We start from the raw sequence: 25,843 nt of genomic DNA on the forward strand, positions 1-25,843 counted from the left end.
TTGTCTGGTGATTCAGGGGGCCAGTCTAATAAGTTAGTCACTTCACTGTGTGAAAATGGGGAAGAATGATTTTTTTTGCGCTTCGTAATTAATAGATATAAGGTCGGCCAGATTGGTATTTTATGCAAGCTAAGCGGGCTTTTTGTGTGTCTGATTTTGCACTATGTCACAAATCTATACATCTATTGCAATAATTTCTTTAAAGAGTCGCAACAGGCGTGGTGACTGGATCCAGCGTGACTTTCACCCAGCGGAAAGATTCCACTTTTTTATGTTGTTACTGTATCGTTTAATAAAAAGACGATGAATTTTGTGCTCGACTTAAAACTTTCATGTGAAATAACTCAAGCAGAATGCGTATTTCAGGTGAGAAACTATTTCTCTGTTTACATATTTTTTCTAAATATCATCTTACTGTTTGATATTGTCTGGCTAATCTCTTTAGGTTAATGCGAAAACCGTGATGCATTTCAGGGGGATGCGGGGGAAACCTACGTATTGACCGGCAATGCCTCTCTTCTTTAAGTGGCGGCGATCACACTTTTATGCTCATCCCCGCCCCTCCTCCCTCCCTAATCCGTGCCAGGATGAGGAAGGTCAACAACGAGCCTGGCAAACTAGCGATAACGTTGTTTTATTACCTAAGGACCTGGAATCCCTATGTCACAGCCAACCTTCAACAAAGATCAATTTCAGGCAGCCCTGACGCGTCAGTGGCAGCATTTCGGTTTACTGTCGGCTCACGAAATGACGTCGCGCCAGTGGTGGCAGGCAGTGAGTGGGGCGTTGGCTGAGTTACTCAGCGCCCAGACAGCGGTGAAACCGGCAAAAAATCAGCGCCATGTTAACTATATCTCGATGGAGTTTTTGATTGGTCGTCTGACCGGCAACAACTTACTCAATCTGGGCTGGTATCAGGGGGTGAGCGATGAGCTGAAAGCGCACGACATCAACCTGACCGATCTGCTGGAAGAAGAGATCGATCCGGCGTTAGGTAACGGTGGGTTGGGGCGCCTGGCGGCCTGCTTCCTTGATTCGATGGCGACGGTCGGCCAGTCGGCGACGGGCTATGGTCTCAACTACCAGTACGGCCTGTTCCGCCAGTCTTTTGCCGACGGTCAGCAGATGGAAGCCCCGGATGACTGGCATCGCGGTAGCTACCCGTGGTTCCGTCACAACGAGGCGTTGGACGTGCAGGTCGGCATTGGCGGTAAAGTCACCAAAGAGGGACGTTGGGAGCCTGGGTTTACCATCACCGGCCAGGCCTGGGATCTGCCGGTTCTCGGCTACCGTAACGGCGTGGCGCAACCGCTGCGTCTGTGGCAGGCCAGCCACGCGCATCCGTTTAACCTGACCAAATTTAATGACGGCGATTTCCTGCGTGCTGAGCAGCAGGGCATCGACGCCGAAAAACTGACCAAAGTGCTGTACCCGAACGATAACCACACCGCGGGTAAAAAGCTGCGCCTGATGCAGCAGTACTTCCAGTGCGCCTGCTCCGTAGCCGACATTTTGCGTCGTCATCATCTGGCCGGGCGTAAGCTGCACGAACTGGCGGATTACGAAGTCATTCAGCTTAATGATACTCACCCGACTATCGCGATCCCTGAGCTGTTGCGTGTGCTGATTGATGAGCACCAGATGAGCTGGGACGATGCGTGGGCCATTACCAGCAAAACCTTCGCTTACACTAACCATACCCTGATGCCGGAAGCGTTAGAGTGCTGGGATGAGAAGTTGGTGAAAGCGCTACTGCCGCGCCACATGCAAATCATCAAAGAGATTAATGACCGCTTTAAGAAACTGGTCGATAAAACCTGGCCGGGTAATGCTGAAGTGTGGGCGAAACTGGCGGTGGTGCATAATAAACAGGTACGTATGGCCAATATGTGTGTGGTCAGCGGTTTTGCGGTTAACGGCGTGGCGGCGCTGCACTCTGATCTGGTGGTGAAAGATCTATTCCCGGAATATCACCAGCTCTGGCCGAACAAATTTCATAACGTCACCAACGGGATTACTCCGCGTCGCTGGATTAAGCAGTGCAACCCGGCGCTTGCCGCACTGCTGGATAAATCGCTGAAAAAAGAGTGGGCCAACGATCTCGACCAGTTGATTAACCTGGAAAAATACGCCGACGACGCGAAGTTCCGTCAGACTTATCGTGACATTAAGCTGGCGAATAAAAAGCGCCTGGCAGAGTTTGTGAAGGTACGGACTGGTATCGAAATCAATCCGCAGGCAATCTTTGATATTCAGATCAAACGCCTGCATGAGTACAAGCGTCAGCATCTGAACTTGCTGCATATTCTGGCGCTGTATAAAGAAATTCGTGAAAACCCGCAGGCGGAACGCGTGCCGCGCGTATTCCTGTTTGGCGCAAAAGCCGCTCCGGGTTACTACCTGGCGAAAAATATTATCTTCGCTATCAACAAGGTGGCGGAAACCATCAATAACGACCCGAAAGTTGGCGACAAGCTGAAAGTTGTCTTCCTGCCGGATTATTGTGTCTCGGCGGCGGAAATGCTGATTCCGGCGGCGGATATCTCTGAGCAGATCTCAACCGCCGGGAAAGAAGCTTCCGGCACCGGTAATATGAAACTGGCGCTGAACGGCGCGTTAACTGTTGGTACGCTGGATGGTGCCAACGTCGAAATCGCCGAGAAGGTGGGTGACGAGAATATCTTTATCTTTGGTCATACCGTGGAAGAGGTGAAAGCGCTGAAAGCGAAAGGCTATGACCCGGTGAAATGGCGTAAGAAAGATAAGGTGCTGGATGCTGTTCTGAAAGAGTTGGAAAGCGGGAAATACAGCGACGGCGATAAACATGCCTTTGACCAGATGCTGCACAGTATTGGCAAGCAAGGCGGTGATCCGTATCTGGTCATGGCGGACTTCGCGGCCTACGTTGAAGCCCAGAAGCAGGTTGACGTGTTGTACCGTGACCAGGAAGCCTGGACCCGTGCGGCGATTCTGAATACCGCGCGTTGCGGCATGTTCAGTTCAGATCGCTCTATTCGCGATTATCAGGCTCGTATCTGGCAGGCGAAACGTTAAGGAATCGCGATGGAAAGCAAACGTCTGGATAATGCCGCGCTGGCGGCGGGGATCAGCCCTAATTACATTAATGCCCACGGTAAACCGCAGTCTATTGGCGCCGAAACCAAGCGGCGTTTGCTTGACGCCATGCATCGCACCACCGCCGCCACGAAGGTGGCGGTGACCCCGGTGCCGAACGTCATGGTTTATACCGCGGGTAAAAAAATGCCGTTGGCGGTTGAGGGAAGTGGAGAGTTTAACTGGCTGCTAACTACCGAAGAGGGTGTGCAGCACAAAGGGTATGCCGTCGGCGGTAAATCTTTCAACCTTCCGGCGAAGCTGCCGGAGGGGTATCACACGCTTACCCTGACTCAGGGGGAGTTGCGTGCCCATTGCCGCATCATCGTGGCGCCGAAACGCTGTTATGAACCGCAGGCGTTGTTGGCCGGGCAGAAGCTGTGGGGGGCATGCGTTCAGCTTTACACCCTACGTTCAGAAAAAAACTGGGGGATTGGCGACTTTGGCGATCTCCGTGCCATGTTGGTGGATGTGGCAAAGCGTGGCGGCGCGTTTATTGGTTTGAATCCGATTCATGCGCTGTATCCGGCGAACCCGGAAAGCGCCAGCCCGTACAGTCCGTCCTCACGTCGCTGGCTGAATATTATTTATATTGATGTCAACGCAGTAGACGATTTCCACCACAGCAAAGAGGCGCAGGCCTGGTGGCAGAAACCGGCGACTCAGCAAGCTCTGCAACGCGCGCGCGACGCCGTATGGGTTGATTACTCCACCGTTACCGCACTAAAGATGACCGCGCTACGTATGGCGTGGAAAAGCTTCTCTGCGCGCGATGATGAGCAGATGGCGGCATTTCGCCAGTTTGTGGCTCAGGAAGGCGATAGCCTGTACTGGCAGGCGGCCTTTGACGCCCTGCATGCGCATCAGGTGAAAGAAGACGCCTTGCGCTGGGGCTGGCCGGTGTGGCCAGAGGCTTTCCAGTCGGTGGACTCGCCAGAGGTCAAACAGTTCTGCGAAGCGCATCGTGATGACGTGGACTTCTACCTGTGGCTTCAGTGGCTGGCGTATACCCAGTTCGCTGACTGCTGGAAAACCAGCCAGGGCTTTGCGATGCCTGTCGGGCTGTATCGCGACCTGGCGGTTGGTGTGGCTGAAGGCGGGGCGGAAACCTGGTGCGACCGCGAGCTGTACTGCCTGAAAGCCTCGGTTGGCGCGCCGCCGGATATTCTCGGTCCGCTGGGGCAAAACTGGGGGCTGCCGCCGATGGATCCGCACATCATCACGGCACGTGCTTACGAACCGTTTATCGAACTGCTGCGCGCCAATATGCAGAACTGCGGTGCGCTGCGTATCGACCATGTTATGTCGATGCTGCGTCTGTGGTGGATCCCTTACGGTGAAACGGCCGATCACGGTGCCTACGTGCATTATCCGGTCGACGACCTGCTTTCAATTCTGGCGCTGGAAAGTAAACGTCATCACTGCATGGTGATTGGTGAAGATTTGGGTACGGTGCCGGTAGAGATCGTCAGCAAGCTGCGCGATAGCGGCGTGTACTCCTACAAAGTGCTTTATTTTGAGAATGACCATGAGAAAAACTTCCGTGCGCCGAAAGCGTACCCGGAACAATCAATGGCAGTCGCGGCGACGCATGACCTTCCTACGCTTAAAGGTTATTGGGATAGCGGCGATCTGACGCTGGGTAAAGCGTTGGGGCTCTATCCGGACGAAGTCGTACTGCGTGGCTTGTATCAGGACAGAGAACTGGCCAAACAGGGGCTGCTGGACGCGCTGCACAAATATGGTTGTCTGCCAAAACGTGCAGGCCACAAGGCCTCATTGATGTCGATGACGCCGATTCTTAATCGTGGCATGCAACGCTACATCGCTGACAGCAATAGTGCGCTGCTGGGCTTGCAACCGGAGGACTGGTTAGGAATGGCGGATCCGGTCAACATCCCGGGGACCAGCGACCAGTACAAAAACTGGCGGCGTAAGCTCACCGTCACGTTGGAGCAGATGTTTGCCGATGACGGGGTGAACAAGCTGATTAAGGATTTGGATAAGCGCCGCAAAGCCGCTGCGAAGAAGAAGTAAAAAAGCCGGGGATTTCCCCGGCTTTTTTGTCTGGGATATGTAGGGGTTAAACCACCATACCCAGTAGCAGACAACCCACCAGACCGCAGACTGAGATAATGGTTTCCAGCATTGACCATGACTTGATGGTCTCACCGATGGTCAGGTTGAAATACTCCTTGAACAGCCAGAAGCCTGGATCGTTCACGTGGGAGAAAATGACGGAACCGGAACCGACTGCAATAACCATCAGCTCAGGGCTTACGCCGGTCGTCGCAATCAGCGGCGCCACGATCCCACCTGCAGTAATCGCAGCAACGGTCGCGGAACCCAGCGCGATACGCAGTACCGCAGCGATAGACCATGCCATCAGCAGCGGGGAAACACTTGAACCGTGCATCATTGAAGCGATGTATTTGTCCACGCCGCTATCAACCAGAACCTGTTTGAAGGCACCGCCACCACCGATGATCAACAGCATCATCGCGATGATTTTGATTGAGGACACCAGCGTGTCGTTAATCTGATCCATCGAACGTCCACGGTTCAGACCAAAAGTGAACATCGCAATCAGCACCGCGATAAGCGTAGCCATGACCGGGTCGCCAAGGAATTCTGCAACAGTCAGGAAAGCATGACCTTTTGGCAGAATCATCTCCGCGACGGCGCGCATCGCCATCAGGATAACCGGAACCAGAGAGGTCCAGACGCTGACGCCAAAGCCAGGCATCTCTTCTTCAGTAAAGGTTTTCGCGCTGTACAGACCTTCCGGGATTGGCTTATCGATGCCTTTCAGGAAACGTGCGTACACCGGACCGGCGAGAATCACGGTCGGGATGGCCAGAATCGTACCAAACAGCAGGGTTTTACCCATATCTGCGTGGAAAATGGTGGCAATAGCGGTTGGACCCGGGTGCGGCGGCAGGAATCCGTGTGTGACGGACAGCGCAGCAGCCATTGGTACACCAACGTACAGCAGAGGGATATTTGCCGCCGCGGCAATTGTGAACACCAGCGGCAGCATCAGAACGAAGCCGACTTCATAGAACAGGGCGAAACCGACGGTGAAACCGGTTAATACCACCGCCCACTGAATGTGTTTTTTACCGAATTTAGCAATCAGCGTGGTGGCAATGCGCTGTGCGCCGCCACAGTCCGCCAACATTTTGCCCAGCATGGCGCCAAAACCCATAATCAGGGCGAGGCTGCCAAGAGTTCCGCCGACGCCGGCTTTAATAGAACCGATGACTTTATCCAGTGGCATCCCTTGCATCAATCCGACAGCAAGCGCCACCAGGACGAGAGCGATGAAGCCGTTCATTTTGAAACGGATCATCAGGAGGAGTAACAAGATTACACCGATAGCAACGATGACTAATGGCATGATTTACCTGGCCTTTACTTTGTTATGGGTAACGTCAGTGTTTAGATGACAAATTCCGATTGTCCCGACCGGGAACAGAGTATTTACAGCACCAATGCTGATTACCTTCAAAACTAATCAGTTTAGCTGGCTATTATGTGTGTGTTAGGTGCTGATACGAATGATACGGGTAACATGCAGCGCTTGAAAATCACCTGGGCAGGCAAAATTTAAATTATGAGAGGCTGGTCAAATTATGCAGGGGATTGTTGCAGGGCATAGGCAGAGAAATGCAGGGTTGTAGGCCGTTACGCTGCCATTCGGCAGCAATGCCCGATAGCGACGCGGATGCGTCTTATCGGGCCTACGGCAACTCTACAGCTGAGGACTTAGTAGTAAGAGTGCTCACCGCGCTGGTGTTCGGTTAAATCGCGAACGCCTTTCAGTTCAGGGAATTCAGCCAGCAGCTGTTTCTCGATACCTTCTTTCAGCGTTACATCTACCATTGAACAGCCGTTACAGCCGCCGCCAAATTGCAGAATGGCGTAGCCTTCATCGGTGATCTCCATCAGAGAGACGCGGCCGCCATGGCCTGCCAGCTGTGGGTTGATCTGCGATTGCAGCATGTACTCTACGCGTTCCATCAGTGGCGCATCATCGGCAACTTTACGCATTTTAGCGTTTGGCGCTTTCAGCGTCAGCTGGGAGCCTAACTGGTCGGTAACGAAATCGATTTCTGCATCTTCCAGATACGGTGCGCTCAGTTCATCAACATATGCGGTCAGCAGGTCAAATTTAATGGCGGTGTCGGTTGCTTCCACGGCGTCTGGCGGACAATAAGAAACGCCGCATTCAGCGTTAGGCGTGCCGGGATTAATCACAAATACGCGAATTTGTGTCCCTTCTTCCTGATTTGCCAGCAGTTTGGCAAAGTGCGCTTGTGCAGCATCGGAAATATGGATCATAGTAATGGCCTAATAGTTGACTATTTTACTTGGTTATAATACGCCCATCATCGAGGCTCTACAAGGTTCGACACAGGCACCATACCTGGACAGTCGCCGCGCCGTTGCGCAAAAGCAGCTGCGCGATTTCCGCGACGGTACTTCCGGTAGTGACGACATCATCCACAATAACCATATGGAGTCCCTGCACTGGCAATTCAAGGCGAAAGGCATTTTTCAGGTTACGTTTGCGTAATCTGGCGCTTAGATGGTGTTGTGTAGCGGTGGCCCGAACCCGTGTGATGGCCTGCCTGTCCCAGTCGCAGCCAAGCCAGTGCGCCAAAGGGCGACACAGTAAGTCGCTCTGATTAAATCCTCTGCGCCAGTGTCTGCGTTGCCAAAGTGGGACGCTAACGATCCTGTCCGGCAGAGGAAGACCGCTGACGCGCCGGGCCTGTAATACCTCCAGCAACAGTAAACGTGAAAGGGCAATGGCCATTTCGCTGCGGCGTGAAAACTTAAACTGGTGGATAAGTCCGCTCAGCGGAGGAATATAGTCACTGACGGCGATCAGACGCTGCCACGGCGGGGGTTTTTGCAGGCAACGGCCGCAGGGAAGCGAAGGATGCGCGGCAGGTAGTCCGCATTGAGGACATCGGCTGAGAGGTTGACGCGTTGCCCGCGAGCAAACCGAACAGATCCCCCAGTGCCCCAACGTCAACGGCATTCGGCATAGCCAGCACAATCCTGGTACTGTTAGCATAGATGCATCCTTTCAGGCTAAAAGAGAACAATAACTGATGAATGACATTTGGTGGCAGACCCAGGGTTCGGGAAATTGCCATCTTGTGCTGCTGCACGGATGGGGACTGAATGCGGAAGTATGGCATTGCATAAGTGAGGAACTGAGCTCGCATTTTACGCTGCACCTTGTCGACTTGCCGGGATTTGGTCGCAGTCAGGGTTTCGGCGCAATGTCGCTGGAAGAGATGGCTGAACGGGTATTAAGACAGGCGCCGGAGAACGCTATCTGGCTCGGCTGGAGTCTTGGCGGGCTGGTCGCAAGTCAGGTGGCGTTAACGCACCCTGAGCGTGTTCAGGCGTTGGTGACCGTCGCGTCTTCACCTTGCTTTAGCGCGCGCGCTGAATGGCCGGGAATTAAGCCGGAAGTGCTGGCAGGTTTCCAGCAGCAACTGAGCGAAGATTTTCAGCGTACAGTGGAGCGTTTTCTGGCATTGCAAACGATGGGCACGGAAACCGCGCGTCAGGATGCGCGGGCGCTGAAGAAAACGGTGCTGGCTTTACCCATGCCGAAAGTCGAGGTGCTTAATGGCGGACTGGAGATCCTGAAAACAGTCGATCTGCGTGAGCCGTTATGCTCGGTGGATAAGCCTTTCCTGCGGATGTACGGTTATCTTGATGGTTTGGTTCCGCGCAAAGTCGTCCCGATGCTGGATACCCTGTGGCCACTGAGCGAGTCGTTGGTGTTTGCCAAAGCCGCGCATGCGCCGTTTATCTCACATCCAACGGAGTTCTGCTCAGCGCTGGTGGCGTTAAAACAGCGGCTATAAATCCGCTGTTTTGCCCGGTAGAATCATGCTGCCGGGCTGGGGATTAATGGCTGCACGTAGCCAGTTCCTCAGCGGCCAGGCCGGTGATTCTGCAGATAGTCAGCAAGTCTATGCCATCAGCCTGCATGGTTGTTGCAATGCGCAGAGCTTCCTCACGTTTGCCTTGTTGCAAACCCTCTCGTAACCCTTTCCTGTGACCTTCCTGAAGACCATTAAGGTGCCCTTCCTGACGTAATCTTTCGGCAATAGTCATCAACTTTTCCTTGTGTTGAGGTAAACGTTCGGCGACCTGGTGAATAAATTCGCTAAAACGCGCGGTGTCCCCGGCCTGCATCAGGTAATTAAACAGGGCTTTCAACTGGTTGTCATTAGCGTGTCCTTTAACAAGCAGGATGGCGAGTTTTTCTACTAACCCCATCAAATCTCGTTTACGAATATGTTTTTGGATGAGCTCCAGCAGCGCCATCCGGCGGTGCTGCATGATCTCGTCATCGGGCACAACGGTGATATCGACCAATGGAAATGCTGTGGCATAAAGTGGTCTGGCTGCCTCCGGGTTGTCAAATTCGTCCAGCCAGCAGAGTGAATATGGATATGGGCTGACGGTACCATGATAAAAAAGTATGGGGATCACCAACGGTAGTTTCTTATGGCCCGCGTCCAGATGCCTCTGCATTACGGCAATGGCATAGCGCATGAGGCGAAATGCCATATGAGCATCCGCGGTACTCTGATGTTCAATGATGGTGTAAATGTAGCCATCGCCTTCACGAGTTTTCAGCGACCACAACACGTCTGAATAGTACGCGCGCAAATCATCTTCAATAAAGCTGCCCGATTCCAGTTGTAGTGTGTTCAGATCGCAAAGTGCACGCAAAGAGTCGGGTAGATGAAGTTGCAGAAAATCGCGGGCGGTCGCTGGGTGGTTTAAGAACGTTTTGAAAATCGCGTCATGCGGCGTAGCTGTCGTGTCAGTATTCATGGCGAACCGTCACCTGGGAAATAAGATGACGAGACTCTACTTGCCCGATCGACAGTAATCATCCACGAGTTGATAGTTCTGCGCGGAAGGCAGAGGGATAGATCTGTTTTGCTGAAACAGTGAAATCGTTGTGGGAGCCGTTACGCAAAAAGCCGGATATCAGCATAAACGCTGAATCCGGCAGGAGCGGCACACTAGCGCAAAGCCCACCACTCGCGCAGGCAGGCTTTACCTTCCGGGCAACTCTTGCAGCTTCCGGACAGACACCCATCGGCATCTTCCTGAATCCGCACCGCTTTGCCCATCTTTTCTAACTGATTCAGCATGGCGTCAATCATTGGCTGCGGGGTATGCAGCGTGTGGCTAATTTGCTTTGCCTCCATACGCCCCCGCAGCGCCAGTAAATCACGAACCTGAATAAGCGATGCCATTGTTGACGACCTTAGTGGCAATCGCCAGTGGTACTGGAACAGCAGGAGCTAGCCGTTCTGTTGGTTGACAGCAGTGAGAGATCCACCCGGCTGCGGGCACGGCGCAGCAGACCCAGCAATACGATGTTAAACAGGATGACGGCTAAGATGCACACCAGACTGTAAGTCGGATGCTCTTTGTAACTGACGGTCTGATAAAACAGCGTCGACAGTGAATAGGCGATGTTCAGGCCCCACAGGATCGAGAAGCCCATCCAACCACGGCTTGATTCACGTGCGATAGCACCCATCACTGAAATGCACGGGACATACAGCAGCACGAAAATCAGGTAGCTGTACGCGGCGGCGGCGCTGCCAAATTTCTCGCCCATCACGCCCATTGCGCCTGTAGCCATCTCGCCGTCGCCTTTGCTGGCTTCGATAGGGTTGGCCAGAACGCTCAGGCTAAAGGTATCTTTCAGGCTTTGCCAGGTTTCATCCACCGCACTGAACAGCTCTTCACCGAGGTGGAAATCTGCCGGATTGAACTCTTCTTCCTGAATGTTTTCTGCGGTATAGAGCGTGTTCAGCGTACCGACAACCACTTCTTTCGCCATCGCGCCGGTAAACAGACCTACGGTTGCCTGCCAGTTATCTTCGTGAACGCCAATCGGCTTAAAGACTGGGGTAATAATGCGGCTAACGGAGGCCAGAGCAGAGTCGTTGATGTTGTCGACGATTTTTCCGCTCAGCGAGAAGCTGTTAAACGCGCTGAGGAAAATGCTGACGATGATGATGACTTTACCGGCACGCAGCACGAAGCCTTTCAGGCGTTGCCAGGTCTGAATAATCAGGCTCTTGATGTGCGGCACATGGTACACCGGAAGCTCCATCACGAACGGTGTTGCTTCGCCACGCATGATGGTGTGTTTGAGCATCAGACCGGTCAGTACCGCCATGATGATACCCAGTACATACAACGAGAAGACCGCCAGCGCTCCGTTCTGACCAAAGAAAGCCGCGGCAAAGACGGCGAAAATCGCCAGGCGTGCGCCGCAGGACATAAACGGCGCCATCATGATGGTCATCAGACGTTCACGTGGGGCATCCAGCGTACGGGCGCCCATCACCGACGGTACGTTGCAGCCAAAACCGACTATCAGCGGGACAAACGATTTGCCCGGCAGTCCCAGCGCCTGCATCAGGCGGTCCATCACAAACGCAGCGCGCGCCATGTAACCGGAGTCTTCAAGGAAGGAGAGGAACAGGTACATCATGCCGATTTGCGGTACCAACGGCAGCACGGTGTTAATCCCGCCGCCAAGACCTTGCGCCAGGAAGATGGTCAGCCAGTCCGGGAAGTGCAGCGTATAGCCAATCCATTGAATACCATGAATAAATAGCGCCACGGAACCCACATCGAATAACGGCTGCAGCGCGCCGCCAATGTTAATGGCGAGCAGGAACATCAGGTACATCACGAACAGGAAAATTGGCAGCCCAAGGAAACGGTTGAGGACAATTTTATCCACCGCGGTAGTGAAACGGCTCGGCTCTGCCGTCAGGGTATTACTGACGGTATCGCAGATTGCGGCGATGCATTGGTAACGCGCATCGGCGATATGCAGCGCCGGATCGTCCATTGTTTCGCTCAGACGCGCAATGGCGGCATCGAGGTTTTGCGCGGCGTCACCGGCGTAGGCACGGCTGTAGATATCGCCTTCCAGCATTTGCAGGCCCAGCCAGCGGCGCTGTTTTAGCGGCATATCTTTGGCCATCGCGTCAGCGAGGGAATCGGCTTCCTGCAGCAGCGGCTGGGCATAATGCACCAGTTCGACGGTGTCGTTTTCTTTATAGCGATCGATCGCCAGCTTCAGCGCTTCAATGCCGCGGGCGCGGGTGGAGACCAGCGGAACCACCGGGCAGCCAAGACGGGCGGAGAGGGCGTCGATATCGATACGGATTTGCTGTTTCTCAGCAATATCCAGCATGTTCAGGGCGACGATACAGGGAATACCCAGCTCAAGCAGTTGCAACGTCAGGTAGAGGTTGCGCTCAAGGTTTGAGGCATCGACCACGTTGATCAACAGATCCGCGTCGCCGCTTAAAATGTAGTGACAAGCGATTTGCTCATCGAGAGAGGTCTGTGATGAGATTGTTGTCAGTGAATAGGTGCCGGGTAAGTCGACCAGCGTGACCTGATGGTCCGTCGTGGCGAAATGACCTTCTTTACGCTCAACGGTAACGCCAGCCCAGTTGCCTACACGCTGACGCGCGCCGGTGAGCTGGTTGAATAAGGTTGTCTTGCCGGAATTAGGATTACCAATTAAACCAATGGTTAGTTTTTTCATTTTTATAGACTCACTGTATTAACAGGACACCGCTTCCACTTCTAATAACGCCAAATCCTTTTTACGCAATACCAGACTTACGCGACGCGTTTCAATATGGATAGGATCGCCGAGCGGGGCGACGCGAACCACGTTGAAGGATGAGCCGGGTAGCATGCCAAGTGACAACAATTTCTGACGATAAGCCGGGCTGATTTCACGGGCAAAACCGGTAATTTTCCACGCACTGTCAGGAGTGAATTGCATAGGGACCTACTTATATCTCGCTAACTGGGTGATTACCTCATGGGGCGACAGGGCGGCATGAGACCAGATGATTAGCCAACGTAAGGAAAGAGTAAATAATCAACAAACCAATGATAATGAGAATGGTTTCTATCATCAATAGAATAAGTGTGACGGAATGTACAATTAGATAATAATTTGAGCCAATTTTGATATTCCTCAATATTTATTCTGGTTGGGGACGAATGATTCGCGCTAGCAATTATTGAAATCCTTAATGTTTAATTAAGGTTTCATCTGTTAATGAAGTGATAAATATAATGAGGAAGAGAGAAGATAATATAGCAAATATGCCGGATACGGTATTTACACCGCTATCCGGCACATGATCCAAACTTAGCGCTTTTTACCCATTGCCGCTGCCAGCGCATCCATCATCGCGCTGTTGCCCGCAGGCTGAGCGTCACGGCCACGAGGTTTCGCGGCTTTTGGTGCCGGACGATTGCCCTGAGTACGATCGCTATTTTCGCCGCTGCGGCGCGCGTTGGTTTCACCTGGCTGCTCATCCAGACGCATAGTCAGCGCGATACGCTTACGCTGCAGGTCTACTTCCAGCACTTTTACCTTCACAATATCACCCGCTTTCACCACGGTGTGTGGATCTTCGACGAACTTATTTGACAGTGAAGAAATGTGCACCAAACCGTCCTGGTGTACGCCGATATCGACAAACGCGCCGAAGTTGGTGACGTTGGTGACAGCCCCTTCCAGAATCATTCCCGGTTGCAGATCGTTCATGGTTTCTACGCCGTCAGCAAACTGTGCGGTTTTGAATTCAGGACGCGGGTCGCGGCCCGGTTTTTCCAGCTCTCTGATAATGTCGGTGACGGTTGGTACCCCGAAACGTTCGTCGGTAAAGTCGGACGCTTTCAGATTACGCAGTTCTGTGCTGTTGCCCATCAGATCACGCAGCGATTGCTCGGTGGCAGCCAGAATGCGTTCCACAATCGGATACGCTTCCGGGTGAACGGTGGAGGCATCCAGCGGATTATCGCCGTGATTGATACGCAGGAAGCCCGCGCACTGCTCAAAGGCTTTAGGTCCCAGGCGGCTGACTTTGAGCAGTTGTTGGCGGTTCTGGAACTGGCCGTTCTCATCGCGCCAGGCGACGATGTTTTGCGCCATCATGCGCGTCAGGCCCGCCACGCGGGTCAGCAGCGGTACGGAGGCGGTGTTCAGATCAACGCCGACGGCGTTTACGCAGTCTTCCACGACCGCATCCAGCTTACGCGCCAGCTGCGTCTGGCTGACGTCGTGTTGATACTGGCCCACACCGATAGATTTCGGATCGATTTTCACCAGCTCAGCCAGCGGATCCTGCAGACGACGGGCGATAGACACCGCCCCACGCAGCGAAACATCGAGGTCCGGGAACTCCAGGGCCGCCAGCTCGGAAGCGGAGTACACTGATGCGCCGGCTTCGCTGACGATTACTTTCTGCGCGGTGACTTGCGGGAACTGTTTCTGTACATCGAGGAAGAAACGCTCGGTTTCGCGCGACGCCGTACCGTTACCAATCGCCACCAGCTCAACGTTGTATTTTTCACATAACGCCGCAACGGCGACGGCGGCTTTGGCGGCCTGACCGGTATGCGGATAAATGGTATCGGTAGCGACCAGTTTGCCGGTACCGTCAACCACAGCCACTTTTACCCCGGTACGCAGACCCGGATCGAGGCCCATTGTGGCGCGCAGTCCGGCTGGGGCGGCCATCAGCAGGTCATGCAGGTTGCGGGCAAAGACGTTAATCGCTTCATCTTCCGCACGTTCGCGCACGGTACCCATCAGCTCGGTTTCAAGGTGCATCAGCACTTTGATGCGCCACGTCCAGCTCACAACGCCTTTACGCCAGCTGTCGGCAGGTGCGTTATTCAGGCGCAGTCCCAGATGATCCTGGATAATCTGCTCGCCGTGGCTCTCTTTTGGCGGCTCATCGAATTGCGGGTCGGCATTCAGAGAAAGCTGTAACACGCCTTCGTTACGACCACGAAACATGGCCAGCGCACGGTGGGATGGCACGGTAGAAATCGGTTCATGGTGGTCGAAGTAGTCACGGAACTTCGCCCCTTCCTCTTCTTTACCGCTGACCACGGTAGAAACCAAATGCGCGTTTTTCCACAGGTAATCACGAACTTTTGCCAGCAGCGCGGCGTCTTCTGCGAAACGCTCCATCAGAATGTAGCGCGCGCCGTCGAGAGCGGCTTTGGTGTCCGCCACGCCGTTTTCGGCGTTGAGGTATTTTGCGGCTTCCGTTTCCGGGTCGTGGGAGGGGTCGTTCCACAGCAGATCAGCCAGCGGCTCCAGCCCGGCTTCAATGGCGATTTGCCCACGGGTGCGGCGCTTGGGTTTGTACGGCAGATAGAAATCTTCGAGTTCGGTCTTACTTAACGTACCGTTGATCGCATTCGCCAGATCATCGGTCAGTTTGCCTTGCTCGCCGATAGATTTCAGGATCGCCTGACGGCGGTCTTCCAGTTCACGCAGATATCCCAGACGGGTCTCCAGATTACGCAATTGCGTATCGTCCAGACCGCCGGTGATTTCCTTACGATAACGTGCGATAAACGGCACGGTGTTCCCTTCATCAAGCAGGCGAACGGCAGCTTCTACCTGTTCAGCACGAGCCTGAATTTCACCTGCGATAATGCGGCAGAAAGAATCATTCATCATGGATAGCTTCGTCTATAGGATAAAAAATCAGGGGATAGTTATACGGATTGACTGGCAAAAATGCCAGTCATCTACGGGGGCTTCGGATTGTTCCGGTCTCACTTCACGTATTCGATCTCGTTTACATACCAACTGGCTTCGCCGCCAGGGGTGTTGACTACCGCGAGATCGCCGACCTCTTTTTTCAGCAGCGCCCGCGCCATTGGCGAATCGATAGAGATGTAATCTTTACGACCGAAGATCTCATCGTAGCCGACAATGCGGAATTTGCGGATGTCGCCATCGTCATTTTCAATCTCGACCCATGCGCCAAAGAAGACTTTGCCTTCCTGTTGCGGGGAGTAATCGACGATTTTCAGATTTTCCATGCACTTGGTCAAATAACGGACGCGGCGGTCGATCTCGCGCAGGCGCTTTTTATTATACTGGTAGTCGGCATTTTCGCTGCGGTCACCCAGACTTGCGGCCCAGGTGACCTTTTTGGTGACTTCCGGGCGCTCTTCACGCCAGAGATAATTCAGCTCTTGTTTGAGTTTTTCATACCCTTCACGGGTTATCAGGGGCGTTTTCATCTTATTGTTTTACCTTCGACTCTGTGATGATGCGCACAATTAGTATTACGTGAGCATATCAACAGAATAAATAATGTATTGCGAGAAACATTGTATACTTAAGCTGCTGTTTAATATGCTTTGTAACAATTTAGCCTGGAATTCATACCAGAATTCGCTGGTGACTCACGTGAGCTTTCTTAAGAATATACACTTAATTGTTGCGAACCTTTGGGAGTAATAACAATGCAAGAGAACTATAAGATTCTGGTGGTCGATGACGACATGCGCTTACGTGCGCTTCTGGAACGTTATCTGACCGAGCAGGGCTTCCAGGTTCGAAGCGTCGCAAACGCTGAGCAGATGGATCGTCTGCTGACCCGTGAGTCCTTCCACCTGATGGTGCTGGATTTAATGCTGCCGGGTGAAGACGGCCTGTCTATTTGCCGTCGCCTGCGCAGCCAAAGCAACCCGATGCCGATCATTATGGTGACTGCGAAGGGTGAAGAAGTTGATCGTATCGTAGGGCTGGAAATCGGCGCTGACGATTACATTCCGAAACCGTTTAACCCGCGTGAACTGCTGGCGCGTATTCGTGCCGTACTGCGTCGTCAGGCGAACGAACTGCCGGGCGCACCTTCTCAGGAAGAAGCGGTTATTGCCTTTGGTAAGTTCAAACTGAACCTCGGTACGCGTGAAATGTTCCGCGAAGATGAGCCGATGCCGCTCACCAGCGGGGAGTTTGCGGTACTGAAAGCGCTGGTAAGCCACCCGCGTGAGCCGCTGTCTCGCGACAAGCTGATGAACCTGGCCCGTGGTCGTGAATACTCGGCGATGGAACGTTCTATCGACGTACAGATTTCTCGTCTGCGCCGTATGGTGGAAGAAGATCCGGCGCATCCGCGTTATATTCAGACCGTATGGGGCCTGGGCTACGTTTTTGTTCCGGACGGTTCTAAAGCATGAGGCGAATGCGCTTCTCGCCACGAAGTTCGTTTGCCCGCACATTATTGCTCATCGTCACCTTGCTGTTTGCCAGCCTGGTGACGACTTATCTGGTTGTGCTGAACTTCGCGATTTTGCCGAGCCTCCAGCAGTTTAATAAGGTCCTGGCCTACGAAGTTCGTATGCTGATGACCGATAAACTGCAGCTGGAGGACGGTACACAACTGGTGGTGCCTCCCGCGTTTCGTCGGGAAATTTATCGTGAGTTGGGTATTTCCCTCTATTCCAACGAGGCCGCTGAAGAGGCCGGACTGCGTTGGGCGCAACACTATGAATTCTTAAGCCATCAGATGGCGCAGCAGTTGGGTGGCCCGACAGAAGTCCGCGTTGAGGTCAACAAAAGCTCGCCAGTCGTGTGGCTGAAAACCTGGCTGTCGCCCAATATCTGGGTACGTGTGCCGCTCACTGAAATCCATCAGGGTGATTTCTCGCCGCTGTTCCGCTATACGTTGGCGATCATGCTGCTGGCCATTGGCGGCGCATGGCTATTTATTCGTATTCAGAACCGACCGCTGGTGGATCTTGAACATGCGGCGTTGCAGGTAGGGAAAGGTATTATTCCGCCGCCGTTGCGTGAGTATGGCGCTTCTGAGGTGCGTTCTGTTACCCGTGCCTTTAACCATATGGCGGCAGGCGTGAAGCAACTGGCCGATGACCGTACATTGCTGATGGCAGGGGTGAGCCACGATCTACGTACTCCACTGACGCGTATCCGTCTGGCGACGGAAATGATGGGCGAGGAAGACGGTTATCTCGCAGAATCCATCAATAAGGACATCGAAGAGTGTAACGCTATTATCGAGCAGTTTATCGATTACCTGCGTACCGGTCAGGAGATGCCGATGGAGATGGCAGATCTGAACTCGGTGTTAGGCGAAGTGGTCGCAGCGGAAAGCGGCTATGAGCGTGAAATTGAGACTGCGCTGCTGCCGGGCAACATTCAGGTGAAGATGCATCCACTGTCGATCAAGCGTGCGGTTGCCAATATGGTGGTTAATGCCGCCCGCTATGGTAACGGCTGGATTAAGGTCAGTAGCGGTATGGAGCCGCATCGCGCCTGGTTCCAGGTGGAAGATGATGGTCCGGGCATCAAGCCGGAACAGCGTAAACATCTGTTCCAGCCGTTTGTCCGCGGTGACAGCGCGCGTAGTACCAGCGGTACGGGTCTGGGGCTGGCGATTGTGCAGCGTATTATCGATAACCATAACGGTATGCTGGAAATTGGCACCAGCGAGCGGGGTGGGTTGTCGATTCGCGCCTGGCTTCCGGTGCCCTTCACTCGTGCGCAGGGCACCACGAAAGACGCATAAAAAAAGGGAGGCGAAATGCCTCCCTTTTTGTTGTTGTAGGCCGGATAAGGCGAAACCGCCATCCGGCAACGTCAATTACAGCTTCGGCCCGGCGCTAACCAGCGCTTCACCTGCTGGGGTGTCGGTGTACTTCTCGAAATTCTCGATAAACAGTTTCGCCAGTGCGTTGGCTTTTTCCTGCCACTGCTCCGGTGACGCGTAGGTGTTACGCGGATCGAGAATGCGAGTATCCACGCCCGGCAGTTCGGTTGGGATAGCCAGGTCAAACATCGGCAGACGGAATGTTTCTGCGTCGTCCAGTGAACCGTTCAGAATGGCGTCGATAATCGCGCGAGTATCTTTGATGGAGATACGCTTACCGGTACCGTTCCAGCCGGTGTTAACCAGATACGCCTGCGCACCTGCCGCCTGCATACGTTTCACCAGCACCTCTGCGTACTGCGTTGGGTGCAGCGTCAAAAATGCTGCGCCAAAGCAAGCAGAGAAGGTTGGGGTCGGTTCAGTGACGCCACGCTCGGTACCGGCCAGTTTAGCGGTAAAGCCAGACAGGAAGTGGTACTGCGTTTGATCGGCGGTCAGGCGAGAAACCGGCGGCAGCACGCCAAACGCGTCGGCGGTCAGGAAGATAACCTTAGTGGCATGACCCGCTTTTGACACCGGCTTAACAATATTCTCGATGTGATAAATCGGGTAGGAAACACGGGTGTTCTCGGTTTTGGAACCGTCGTCGAAATCGATGGAACCATCTCCGCGCACGGTAACGTTTTCCAACAGCGCGTCACGACGGATCGCGTTGTAGATTTCCGGCTCGGCCTCTTTAGACAGTTTGATGGTCTTGGCGTAGCAACCGCCTTCGAAGTTAAACACGCCATCGTCATCCCAACCGTGTTCATCATCGCCGATCAGGCGGCGTTTGGGGTCGGTGGACAGCGTGGTTTTACCGGTGCCGGACAGGCCAAAGAAGACCGCCACATCACCTTTTTCCCCGACGTTTGCCGAGCAGTGCATAGAGGCGATGCCCTTCAGCGGCAGCAGGTAGTTCATGACGGAGAACATCCCTTTTTTCATCTCGCCGCCGTACCAGGTACCACCAATCAACTGAATGCGTTCAGTCAGGTTGAATGCCACGAAGTTTTCTGAGTTCAGACCCTGCTCTTTCCATTGCGGGTTGGTGCATTTAGCGCCGTTCATTACGATAAAATCAGGTTTAAAATCAATCAGTTCTTCGTCGCTTGGGCGGATGAACATATTTTTGACAAAATGCGCCTGCCAGGCCACTTCGGTAATAAAGCGCACGGAAAGACGGGTATCGGCGTTAGCGCCGCAGAACGCGTCAACGATAAACAGGCGTTTGCCAGAGAGTTGCTGGGTGACTAACCCTTTCAGATGTTGCCAGGTTTCCGGGGAGAGCGGTTTGTTGTCGTTCTTGCCTTTACCTTTGTCTGACCACCACAGCGTATCTCGCGTGGTGTCGTCGCGGACAATGTACTTATCCTTCGGCGAACGCCCGGTAAAGATACCGGTATCAACAGCAACGGCGCCCAGATCCGTTAACACGCCACGCTCATAACCTTCCAGATTTGGATCAAGTTCTTCCTGATACAACAGGTCGTAGCTGGGATTGTAAACGATATCCTGAACGTCATTGATACCATAAGCCTTGAGATCTTGCGGGGTTAAACTGTTGTTCACACGCATTTCACTGCTCCTTAGCCAATATGTATTACCTGGAATAGTAAGGTTTTTTTGGGATTGCTAACCGCGACAAGGCTCATAGATTTACGCATCCGGAAAAACCACAGGCGACCGAATGCGCTGCGACTCCTGTCACAAAGAGGCAGATATTATGGCAGGAAACCCTTTTTTGTTGTGGAAAATGTTCTTAAAACGTTAATAGAGAGTGTTTTTGACGGGAATCTTGTGAGTGTAATCGCATTCACGTAAGAAAAATACGTAACTCATACATAAACAATATCGATTCACTTCCCGTCGTCATGGTTCGAAAAAGGTCAGTCAATACTCAAAATTGTGAAGTTGATGCGATTATGGGGCTTTCTCGTGATGCTGGATGACGACATGGATAGCGTTGAACTTTCACAAACGACTAGCGGGAGTATGAGATCTATTGGTATGCGGCAGGTGGGGGCTAATGAGTAAGCAGGAGCTAGCCCGGCAGAGCAAACTACCGGGCTAATAACTTAATGGACCTGTGGGTCTGCTGGAGAAGCGTTGCTGCGGATCTCAGCAATATCCATAGCGTTAAACAGATAGTGGCTACCGCAGTAATCGCAGTGCATATCGATCTCGCCTTCTTCCGCCAGAATGCTGTCCACTTCTTCGTCCGGCAGCGTTTTCAGTGCGCCTGCGCAGCGTTCGCGTGAACAGGTGCATTTGAACTCAACGTCCTGCGGATCGTAGAGAGTGACTTCCTCTTCGTGGTACAAACGCCACAGTACTTCGTTAGCTGGCAGCGTCAACAGCTCTTCGGTTTTGATGGTTTCGGTCAAAGCGGTGAGGTGATCGAAATCATCTGCCTGCGCGTTTTGCGCCGGCATCACCTGCAGCAGCATCCCACCAGCGGCGGGTTTGCCATCGACGTCGCCAGTACGGATAAACAGACGAGTCGGTAGCTGTTCAGAACGCATGAAGTAATCTTCCAGACAGGCGGCCAGCGTGTCGCCTTCCAGACCGACTACCCCCTGATAACGCTCGCCTTCTTCCGGCGTAATGGTGATCACCAGGTAGCCGTTACCTACCAGCGTTTTCAGATCCGCGCCTTCAGGAATATCACCCTGCATGCGGGCCACGCCACGCATCTGCTGGTTGTTATTGCCGTTGATGACGGCCAGGCTCAGCGGACCATCGCCCTGCAACTGAACGGTGATATCACCAGCAAACTTCAGCGTAGCGGTGAGCAGACTGGTGGCAACCAGCAGTTCAGCCAGCACGTTTTTGACTGGCTGCGGGTAAGTATGGTTTTCGAGGATCTGTTGCAGGGTTTCCGAAACGGTCACCAGCTCGCCGCGCACGGCAAAGTTTTCAAACAGATAACGATGTAATTGGTCATGTTGCGGCATAATCATCTCTCTTGCAGGTGACAGTCACTCGCTGTCGCCGTGTTTAAATCGTAACAGGTCGCGGCGTTCTTTCTTGTCCGGTCGTCTGTCCGGGTGCGGCATGGTTAACGCGTTAAGTTTACGCGCCAGCGCCATTTTTTCGCGTTTTTCCACGCTTTCCGCGGTTTCTTCATACAGCGTAACGGCTTCCGTGGCCGGGCGACGCTGCTCGGTAATGGCCTTGATAATGACCGTTCGCTCGTCATTTCCCTGGCGCAGGGTGAGGGTGGCGTTCAGCTCGACAATCTTGCTCGGCTTACTGCGCTGGCCGTTGTAATGCACCTTACCGCCTTCAACCATTTCGCGGGCCAGCGCACGCGTTTTATAAAAGCGCGCAGCCCATAGCCATTTATCCAGCCTGACTTCAGCAGAGGGCTTTTCTTTCATGGCGTCTCCTTCACATCAGTGAGGGGATCAGTCGGCGGTAGTCATTCAATGACGGATGGCGTGCGTACTGTTTTTCCGCAATACCTGAGTCGGGATTGGTTACGCCGAGGCAGTAACGAATGCCGAACAGAGCAGCGGCGTCGAGAATGGGTTCGCTATCGTCAATAAACAGCGTCTTCTCTGCACTCATTCCCGTTTCTTCAGCCACAGCGTGCCATAACCGCTGATCCTCTTTGGGATAACCAAATGTGTGGGTGGAAAGTAATAAATCAAGGTGCGAGGCCAGACCGGTATGCTCTAGTTTTACCGCGAGATTATGCGGATGTGCGTTGGTGAGCAAAATACGGCGTTTGCCGCTGGCTTTCAAAGCATCAAGAAACGGTACGGTATCTTCACGCAAAACGGCGCGTGGTCCCTGTTCCGTTGTCATGGCGCAAATATCCAGATCCAGGCACTCGCTCCAGTAATCCAGGCAGTACCAGTTTAGCGTATGCTGCACGGCATGATACTGCTGGCGAATATAGTCCTGGGCTTCCTGGGGAGAGATGCCCTGCTTCGCGCCGTAGGTTTCCGGCACCAGTTTTTGCCAGAAATAATTGTCGAATGCCAGATCGAGTAGCGTGCCGTCCATATCCAGCAACACAGTGTCGACATCCTGCCAGGCAATATTGATATGCATGGAAACTCCCCAGAAGAAAACATGATGCGCGACAGGGTAGCATATCCTGGCGCGCGAGCGTGTTATCGAATCAGGCTTTCCGGGTCGTCAATCAGCGTTGGGTTGAGGCAACTTTCGTAGTAGCTCTGAATTTCCGCGATGCGCGAACGATGGCGCTGGTAGCGTCTGAATGCCTGAACGCTGTTATAGATAGTGCATCCGAGCATGGAGAGCATCAGCAGCGTCGTGCCAAGGTAGCGCCATAATCCTGAACGATCCGGGATTCGGTGCAGGCCAATGTGCTGAGTACCGTTGGCGTCGGTAGAGATATTGGTGACAATCCCCTCCGCGCGAAATGGTGTTTGCATTAGCATCTGAGCCAGACGCTGGAAGGCGTTCCACTGTTCTTGCGGCGGGTAGTCATACAGAGAGGTCGACGGCCAGGGCTGATCCACCAGATCGCTGCCTTCGTCGCTGATAATCAAAAAACCGCCAGGGGCAGGGCTATTCAGCGCCTGGGCCGCACGCGCTGTCTCGCGTGCAATAAACGGCGCCGTAGAGGTATTCACCAGATTATCCAGCGACTCTGCGCTTACTGGACGTAACAATACGTTTACGCCATCCAGTTTTCCGGCGTTGGCGCGTTTCACCAGCGCAGCCCAGTCTTTACTGTTACCGAGGTTAACCAGCGCATTTTTTAAGCGTACGCATTCATCTTTGGCTGCGCACAAATCGGCTGTTTTCAGGACAATTTCACCAAAATCGTCCAGTAACACCATGCCGGACTTTTGGATTGCCGAACGTAACGACGCGCTGACGCGGGAATCATCATCCGGTTTGGGGTGCAACTGGCGGTTTACGGCCTGCGTGAGCGCGGTGGCTTTATTCACCAGATCGGATTCAGGAAGCGGTAGCGCGCGCGCGTCATTCCAGATAATTTGCGTGCAATCAAAAGGCATGAACGGCGTGGCGGGCTGTGTATTCCAGCTCCCTTGGGTATGAATGTTACACATACCTGTGCCGCTCAGGTGTAGCGTGTCCCCCACGCGGACGCCCGCGTTCTCAAGCTGTTTCACGCTGGTGGCTTCGATAGTCTGTGCACCTTTCATCCACGAAAGCGTGAATTTTATCGGCATATCTAACGGGATCCAGAACAGTAGCATCAGCAGCACCAGCAGCGAACCGCCTGCGATAACGGCATTGCGTAGCCAGTGTTGCAACGGGAAATTTTTAACTTCGTCGTGCAGGGATAAAAAACGCCCCTGGCGAACAACGTGGCGATCGAGATAAATATCGATATCCGTTTGCTGACCGAGATCCTGCGCAATGTATGGCTGCCAGTGAGGGGGGTAGATCAGATCAATAATACCCAGAGAGATATTGTTAATTTGCTCCTGGTCGTTCTCGCCAAACAATCCCCAGCGACGCGGTGTCCCGCGCAGACAATGAATTTCTCGCAGGGCGGTTTTAGATGGCGGAGCGAACAGCCCCCACAGACCTGCACCCAGCAACAGCACCGCGCCACCGACTGCCCACGGCACAAACGTATCCGGGATGATTAAACATAAAAAGAACAGCAGGAATGATGCGGCGATCAGTAACGCTTCGCGTAATCCAGAAGGGCGGCTGAGCGCATATTCTTCATGGGTTTCCTGACGAATATTCAGTAGTTCGATTTGTTCGCTTTCTTCACCGCGAATGGACGCCTGGGTAGAGGCGGTATGCTGCAACGCATAGCCACGCGCTTCCTGCATATATTCCTGCAGCGTGTGGCCGTTTAGCGAAATAACCAGCGGCAACGTATTGGTGTGGATCAGCTCAACGCTGTTTTCGTCATTGATGTATTGTTCCCAAAAAGGCGGCAAATGCACCTCAACGGAATCAAGATAATAGCGCCATTTGTTAGGATCGTCGGTGGTAATGCCGTAACGTGTAATCGCGTGCGTAAGCACAATGACGCTGTTACTTTGGGCATTCAGCGTTAACGATACCGGCGCAGAGCTGGCGCCCGTTGGACCTGGTACTTGCTGAATTTGACTCAGGTTTTCGAGATAGTTTTCGACAGCGCTGCGTTCTTCAGGCGTAAGTTTACGCTTCGCGGCGTCTGAAAAGACGTTGCTCAAGGGTAAATTTTTCCGTCTGGATTTCGTTCTGAGTCGCCACCCTGCAAGCAATGAGCAGGCCAGCAAAGCAGCTAAAAAAATCAGAATGGTGCTCATGCTTTCCCCATCTTACTTAGTCTGTCAGGCGTGGTCAGTCGCACCCTGTTCAATATTCGTGATTCTTTAGTTGGCTATCGGCAAGTGTGGAGTTGAACTTGAGCATCTTAAAGCGCAGCCCAGTAAATGCGAATCATAGCAAAATCACTAAAAATGGAATATCAGCAAATTCCTGGAGTTATTTCAACCTATTGACTTTTAATTTGAAATAGGGATTAACTTTTAGTACGTTACATAAATGTAAATAAACGGCAATTCACGTTGCCGAAACCGTGCGGTATATCGCACAATGACCCCAGATTTCACAGCAAAGATCCTCACAATGAGCAAATCATTACAAAAACCCACGATTTTGAAAGTGGAAACCGTCGCCCAATCCCGGCTGTTTAAGGTCGAAAGCGTGGACCTTGAGTTCAGCAATGGCGTACGCCGCGTTTATGAACGTATGCGGCCCTCCACGCGTGAAGCAGTAATGATTGTGCCGATTGTGGATGACCACCTGATCCTTATCCGCGAATACGCGGTCGGGACCGAGTCCTACGAACTGGGTTTTTCCAAAGGATTAATTGATCCCGGTGAAAGCGTATTTGAGGCGGCGAATCGGGAACTGAAAGAAGAGGTGGGATTTGGCGCGAAAGATCTGACTTTTTTGAAGAAACTCAGCATGGCGCCATCTTATTTCTCCAGCAAGATGAACATTGTGGTGGCAGAGGATCTTTATCCTGAATCGCTGGAAGGGGATGAACCTGAGCCATTACCGCAGGTACGCTGGCCACTCGCGCATATGATGGATTTGCTGGAGGATCCTGATTTCCACGAAGCTCGCAATGTGAGCGCGTTGTTCCTCGTACGCGAATGGCTGAAAGGGCAGGGCCGGCTTTAATATCTATC

At 53.1% G+C, this 25,843-nt stretch carries 20 protein-coding genes; 6 read left to right on the forward strand and 14 right to left on the reverse strand.

All coding sequences use genetic code 11. The annotated features are described in order from the left end of the window. The first annotated feature begins 660 nt into the window (after window positions 1–660). Both malP and malQ read left to right on the forward strand, forming a co-directional pair. Entirely contained in the window at window positions 661–3,054 is a 2,394-nt protein-coding gene (malP, locus tag FDX14_RS20090; protein ID WP_137350116.1) for a maltodextrin phosphorylase, read from the forward strand. A gap of 9 nt (window positions 3,055–3,063) precedes the next feature. Further along, the gene (malQ, locus tag FDX14_RS20095) at window positions 3,064–5,151 is read left to right on the forward strand and encodes a 4-alpha-glucanotransferase (protein ID WP_137350117.1); all 2,088 of its coding nucleotides are present in this window, start codon (window positions 3,064–3,066) and stop codon (window positions 5,149–5,151) included. 46 nt (window positions 5,152–5,197) lie between these two features. On the opposite strand, the gene gntT is transcribed toward malQ, so the two are convergent. The 3 genes from gntT to gntX all read right to left on the reverse strand — a co-directional run bounded on the left by gntT (window position 5,198) and on the right by gntX (window position 8,200). Then, on the reverse strand, window positions 5,198–6,514 hold the full coding sequence (gene gntT, locus FDX14_RS20100) for a gluconate transporter (RefSeq protein ID WP_042311900.1): 1,317 nt from the start codon (window positions 6,512–6,514) through the stop codon (window positions 5,198–5,200). A gap of 368 nt (window positions 6,515–6,882) precedes the next feature. After that, window positions 6,883–7,458 carry a Fe-S biogenesis protein NfuA gene (gene nfuA / locus FDX14_RS20105; protein WP_003023509.1) on the reverse strand — a complete coding sequence of 192 codons (576 nt, stop codon included), beginning with the start codon at window positions 7,456–7,458 and terminating at the stop codon, window positions 6,883–6,885. Between the two features lie 58 nt (window positions 7,459–7,516). Next, window positions 7,517–8,200 carry a DNA utilization protein GntX gene (gene gntX, locus FDX14_RS20110; RefSeq protein ID WP_137350118.1) on the reverse strand — a complete coding sequence of 228 codons (684 nt, stop codon included), beginning with the start codon at window positions 8,198–8,200 and terminating at the stop codon, window positions 7,517–7,519. A 37-nt stretch (window positions 8,201–8,237) separates the two neighbouring features. Here gntX and bioH point away from each other — a divergent pair, with 37 nt between their 5' ends. Then, window positions 8,238–9,008 carry a pimeloyl-ACP methyl ester esterase BioH gene (bioH, locus tag FDX14_RS20115; RefSeq protein WP_137350119.1) on the forward strand — a complete coding sequence of 257 codons (771 nt, stop codon included), beginning with the start codon at window positions 8,238–8,240 and terminating at the stop codon, window positions 9,006–9,008. Between the two features lie 43 nt (window positions 9,009–9,051). Here bioH and FDX14_RS20120 read toward each other — a convergent pair whose 3' ends face one another. The 6 genes from FDX14_RS20120 to greB all read right to left on the reverse strand — a co-directional run bounded on the left by FDX14_RS20120 (window position 9,052) and on the right by greB (window position 16,278). After that, window positions 9,052–9,990, reverse strand: coding sequence for an Rpn family recombination-promoting nuclease/putative transposase (locus FDX14_RS20120; protein ID WP_137350120.1), 939 nt, complete (start codon window positions 9,988–9,990; stop codon window positions 9,052–9,054). Between the two features lie 194 nt (window positions 9,991–10,184). After that, window positions 10,185–10,421, reverse strand: coding sequence for a [Fe-S]-dependent transcriptional repressor FeoC (feoC, locus tag FDX14_RS20125; protein WP_038634895.1), 237 nt, complete (start codon window positions 10,419–10,421; stop codon window positions 10,185–10,187). A gap of 11 nt (window positions 10,422–10,432) precedes the next feature. After that, window positions 10,433–12,751, reverse strand: a complete 2,319-nt coding sequence (feoB, locus tag FDX14_RS20130; RefSeq protein WP_137350121.1) for a Fe(2+) transporter permease subunit FeoB — start codon at window positions 12,749–12,751, stop codon at window positions 10,433–10,435. An 18-nt stretch (window positions 12,752–12,769) separates the two neighbouring features. After that, complete coding sequence (gene feoA / locus FDX14_RS20135) at window positions 12,770–12,997, reverse strand: ferrous iron transporter A (protein WP_003023519.1); 228 nt, start codon at window positions 12,995–12,997, stop codon at window positions 12,770–12,772. 375 nt (window positions 12,998–13,372) lie between these two features. Then, the gene (locus FDX14_RS20140) at window positions 13,373–15,706 is read right to left on the reverse strand and encodes a Tex family protein (RefSeq protein ID WP_137350122.1); all 2,334 of its coding nucleotides are present in this window, start codon (window positions 15,704–15,706) and stop codon (window positions 13,373–13,375) included. A 98-nt stretch (window positions 15,707–15,804) separates the two neighbouring features. Beyond that, window positions 15,805–16,278 carry a transcription elongation factor GreB gene (gene greB, locus FDX14_RS20145; RefSeq protein WP_003023524.1) on the reverse strand — a complete coding sequence of 158 codons (474 nt, stop codon included), beginning with the start codon at window positions 16,276–16,278 and terminating at the stop codon, window positions 15,805–15,807. Between the two features lie 225 nt (window positions 16,279–16,503). Between greB and ompR the strand changes: the two genes are divergently transcribed. Together ompR and envZ are read left to right on the forward strand one after the other, a co-directional pair. Continuing rightward, window positions 16,504–17,223: an osmolarity response regulator transcription factor OmpR gene (gene ompR / locus FDX14_RS20150; protein WP_001157751.1), complete on the forward strand. Its 720-nt coding sequence runs from the start codon at window positions 16,504–16,506 to the stop codon at window positions 17,221–17,223. Then, on the forward strand, window positions 17,220–18,572 hold the full coding sequence (gene envZ / locus FDX14_RS20155) for a two-component system sensor histidine kinase EnvZ (RefSeq protein ID WP_042311918.1): 1,353 nt from the start codon (window positions 17,220–17,222) through the stop codon (window positions 18,570–18,572). Before ompR ends, envZ begins: the two co-directional genes overlap by 4 nt. A gap of 75 nt (window positions 18,573–18,647) precedes the next feature. Here envZ and pckA read toward each other — a convergent pair whose 3' ends face one another. The 5 genes from pckA to igaA all read right to left on the reverse strand — a co-directional run bounded on the left by pckA (window position 18,648) and on the right by igaA (window position 24,952). Further along, window positions 18,648–20,270 carry a phosphoenolpyruvate carboxykinase (ATP) gene (gene pckA, locus FDX14_RS20160; RefSeq protein WP_137350123.1) on the reverse strand — a complete coding sequence of 541 codons (1,623 nt, stop codon included), beginning with the start codon at window positions 20,268–20,270 and terminating at the stop codon, window positions 18,648–18,650. Between the two features lie 500 nt (window positions 20,271–20,770). Further along, window positions 20,771–21,649, reverse strand: coding sequence for an Hsp33 family molecular chaperone HslO (hslO, locus tag FDX14_RS20165; RefSeq protein WP_016157640.1), 879 nt, complete (start codon window positions 21,647–21,649; stop codon window positions 20,771–20,773). A gap of 24 nt (window positions 21,650–21,673) precedes the next feature. Beyond that, complete coding sequence (hslR, locus tag FDX14_RS20170; protein ID WP_003837900.1) at window positions 21,674–22,075, reverse strand: ribosome-associated heat shock protein Hsp15; 402 nt, start codon at window positions 22,073–22,075, stop codon at window positions 21,674–21,676. A gap of 10 nt (window positions 22,076–22,085) precedes the next feature. Beyond that, entirely contained in the window at window positions 22,086–22,754 is a 669-nt protein-coding gene (yrfG, locus tag FDX14_RS20175; RefSeq protein WP_042311923.1) for a GMP/IMP nucleotidase, read from the reverse strand. A gap of 62 nt (window positions 22,755–22,816) precedes the next feature. Then, a complete protein-coding gene (gene igaA, locus FDX14_RS20180) occupies window positions 22,817–24,952 on the reverse strand; it encodes an intracellular growth attenuator protein IgaA (RefSeq protein ID WP_079225881.1) in 2,136 nt (711 codons plus the stop codon). 322 nt (window positions 24,953–25,274) lie between these two features. Between igaA and nudE the strand changes: the two genes are divergently transcribed. After that, window positions 25,275–25,835, forward strand: coding sequence for an ADP compounds hydrolase NudE (gene nudE, locus FDX14_RS20185; RefSeq protein WP_038634868.1), 561 nt, complete (start codon window positions 25,275–25,277; stop codon window positions 25,833–25,835). Window positions 25,836–25,843: the final 8 nt, after the last annotated feature.

The organism is Citrobacter sp. wls710 (genome assembly GCF_005281115.1).
GTDB classification, from domain to species: domain Bacteria; phylum Pseudomonadota; class Gammaproteobacteria; order Enterobacterales; family Enterobacteriaceae; genus Citrobacter; species Citrobacter werkmanii.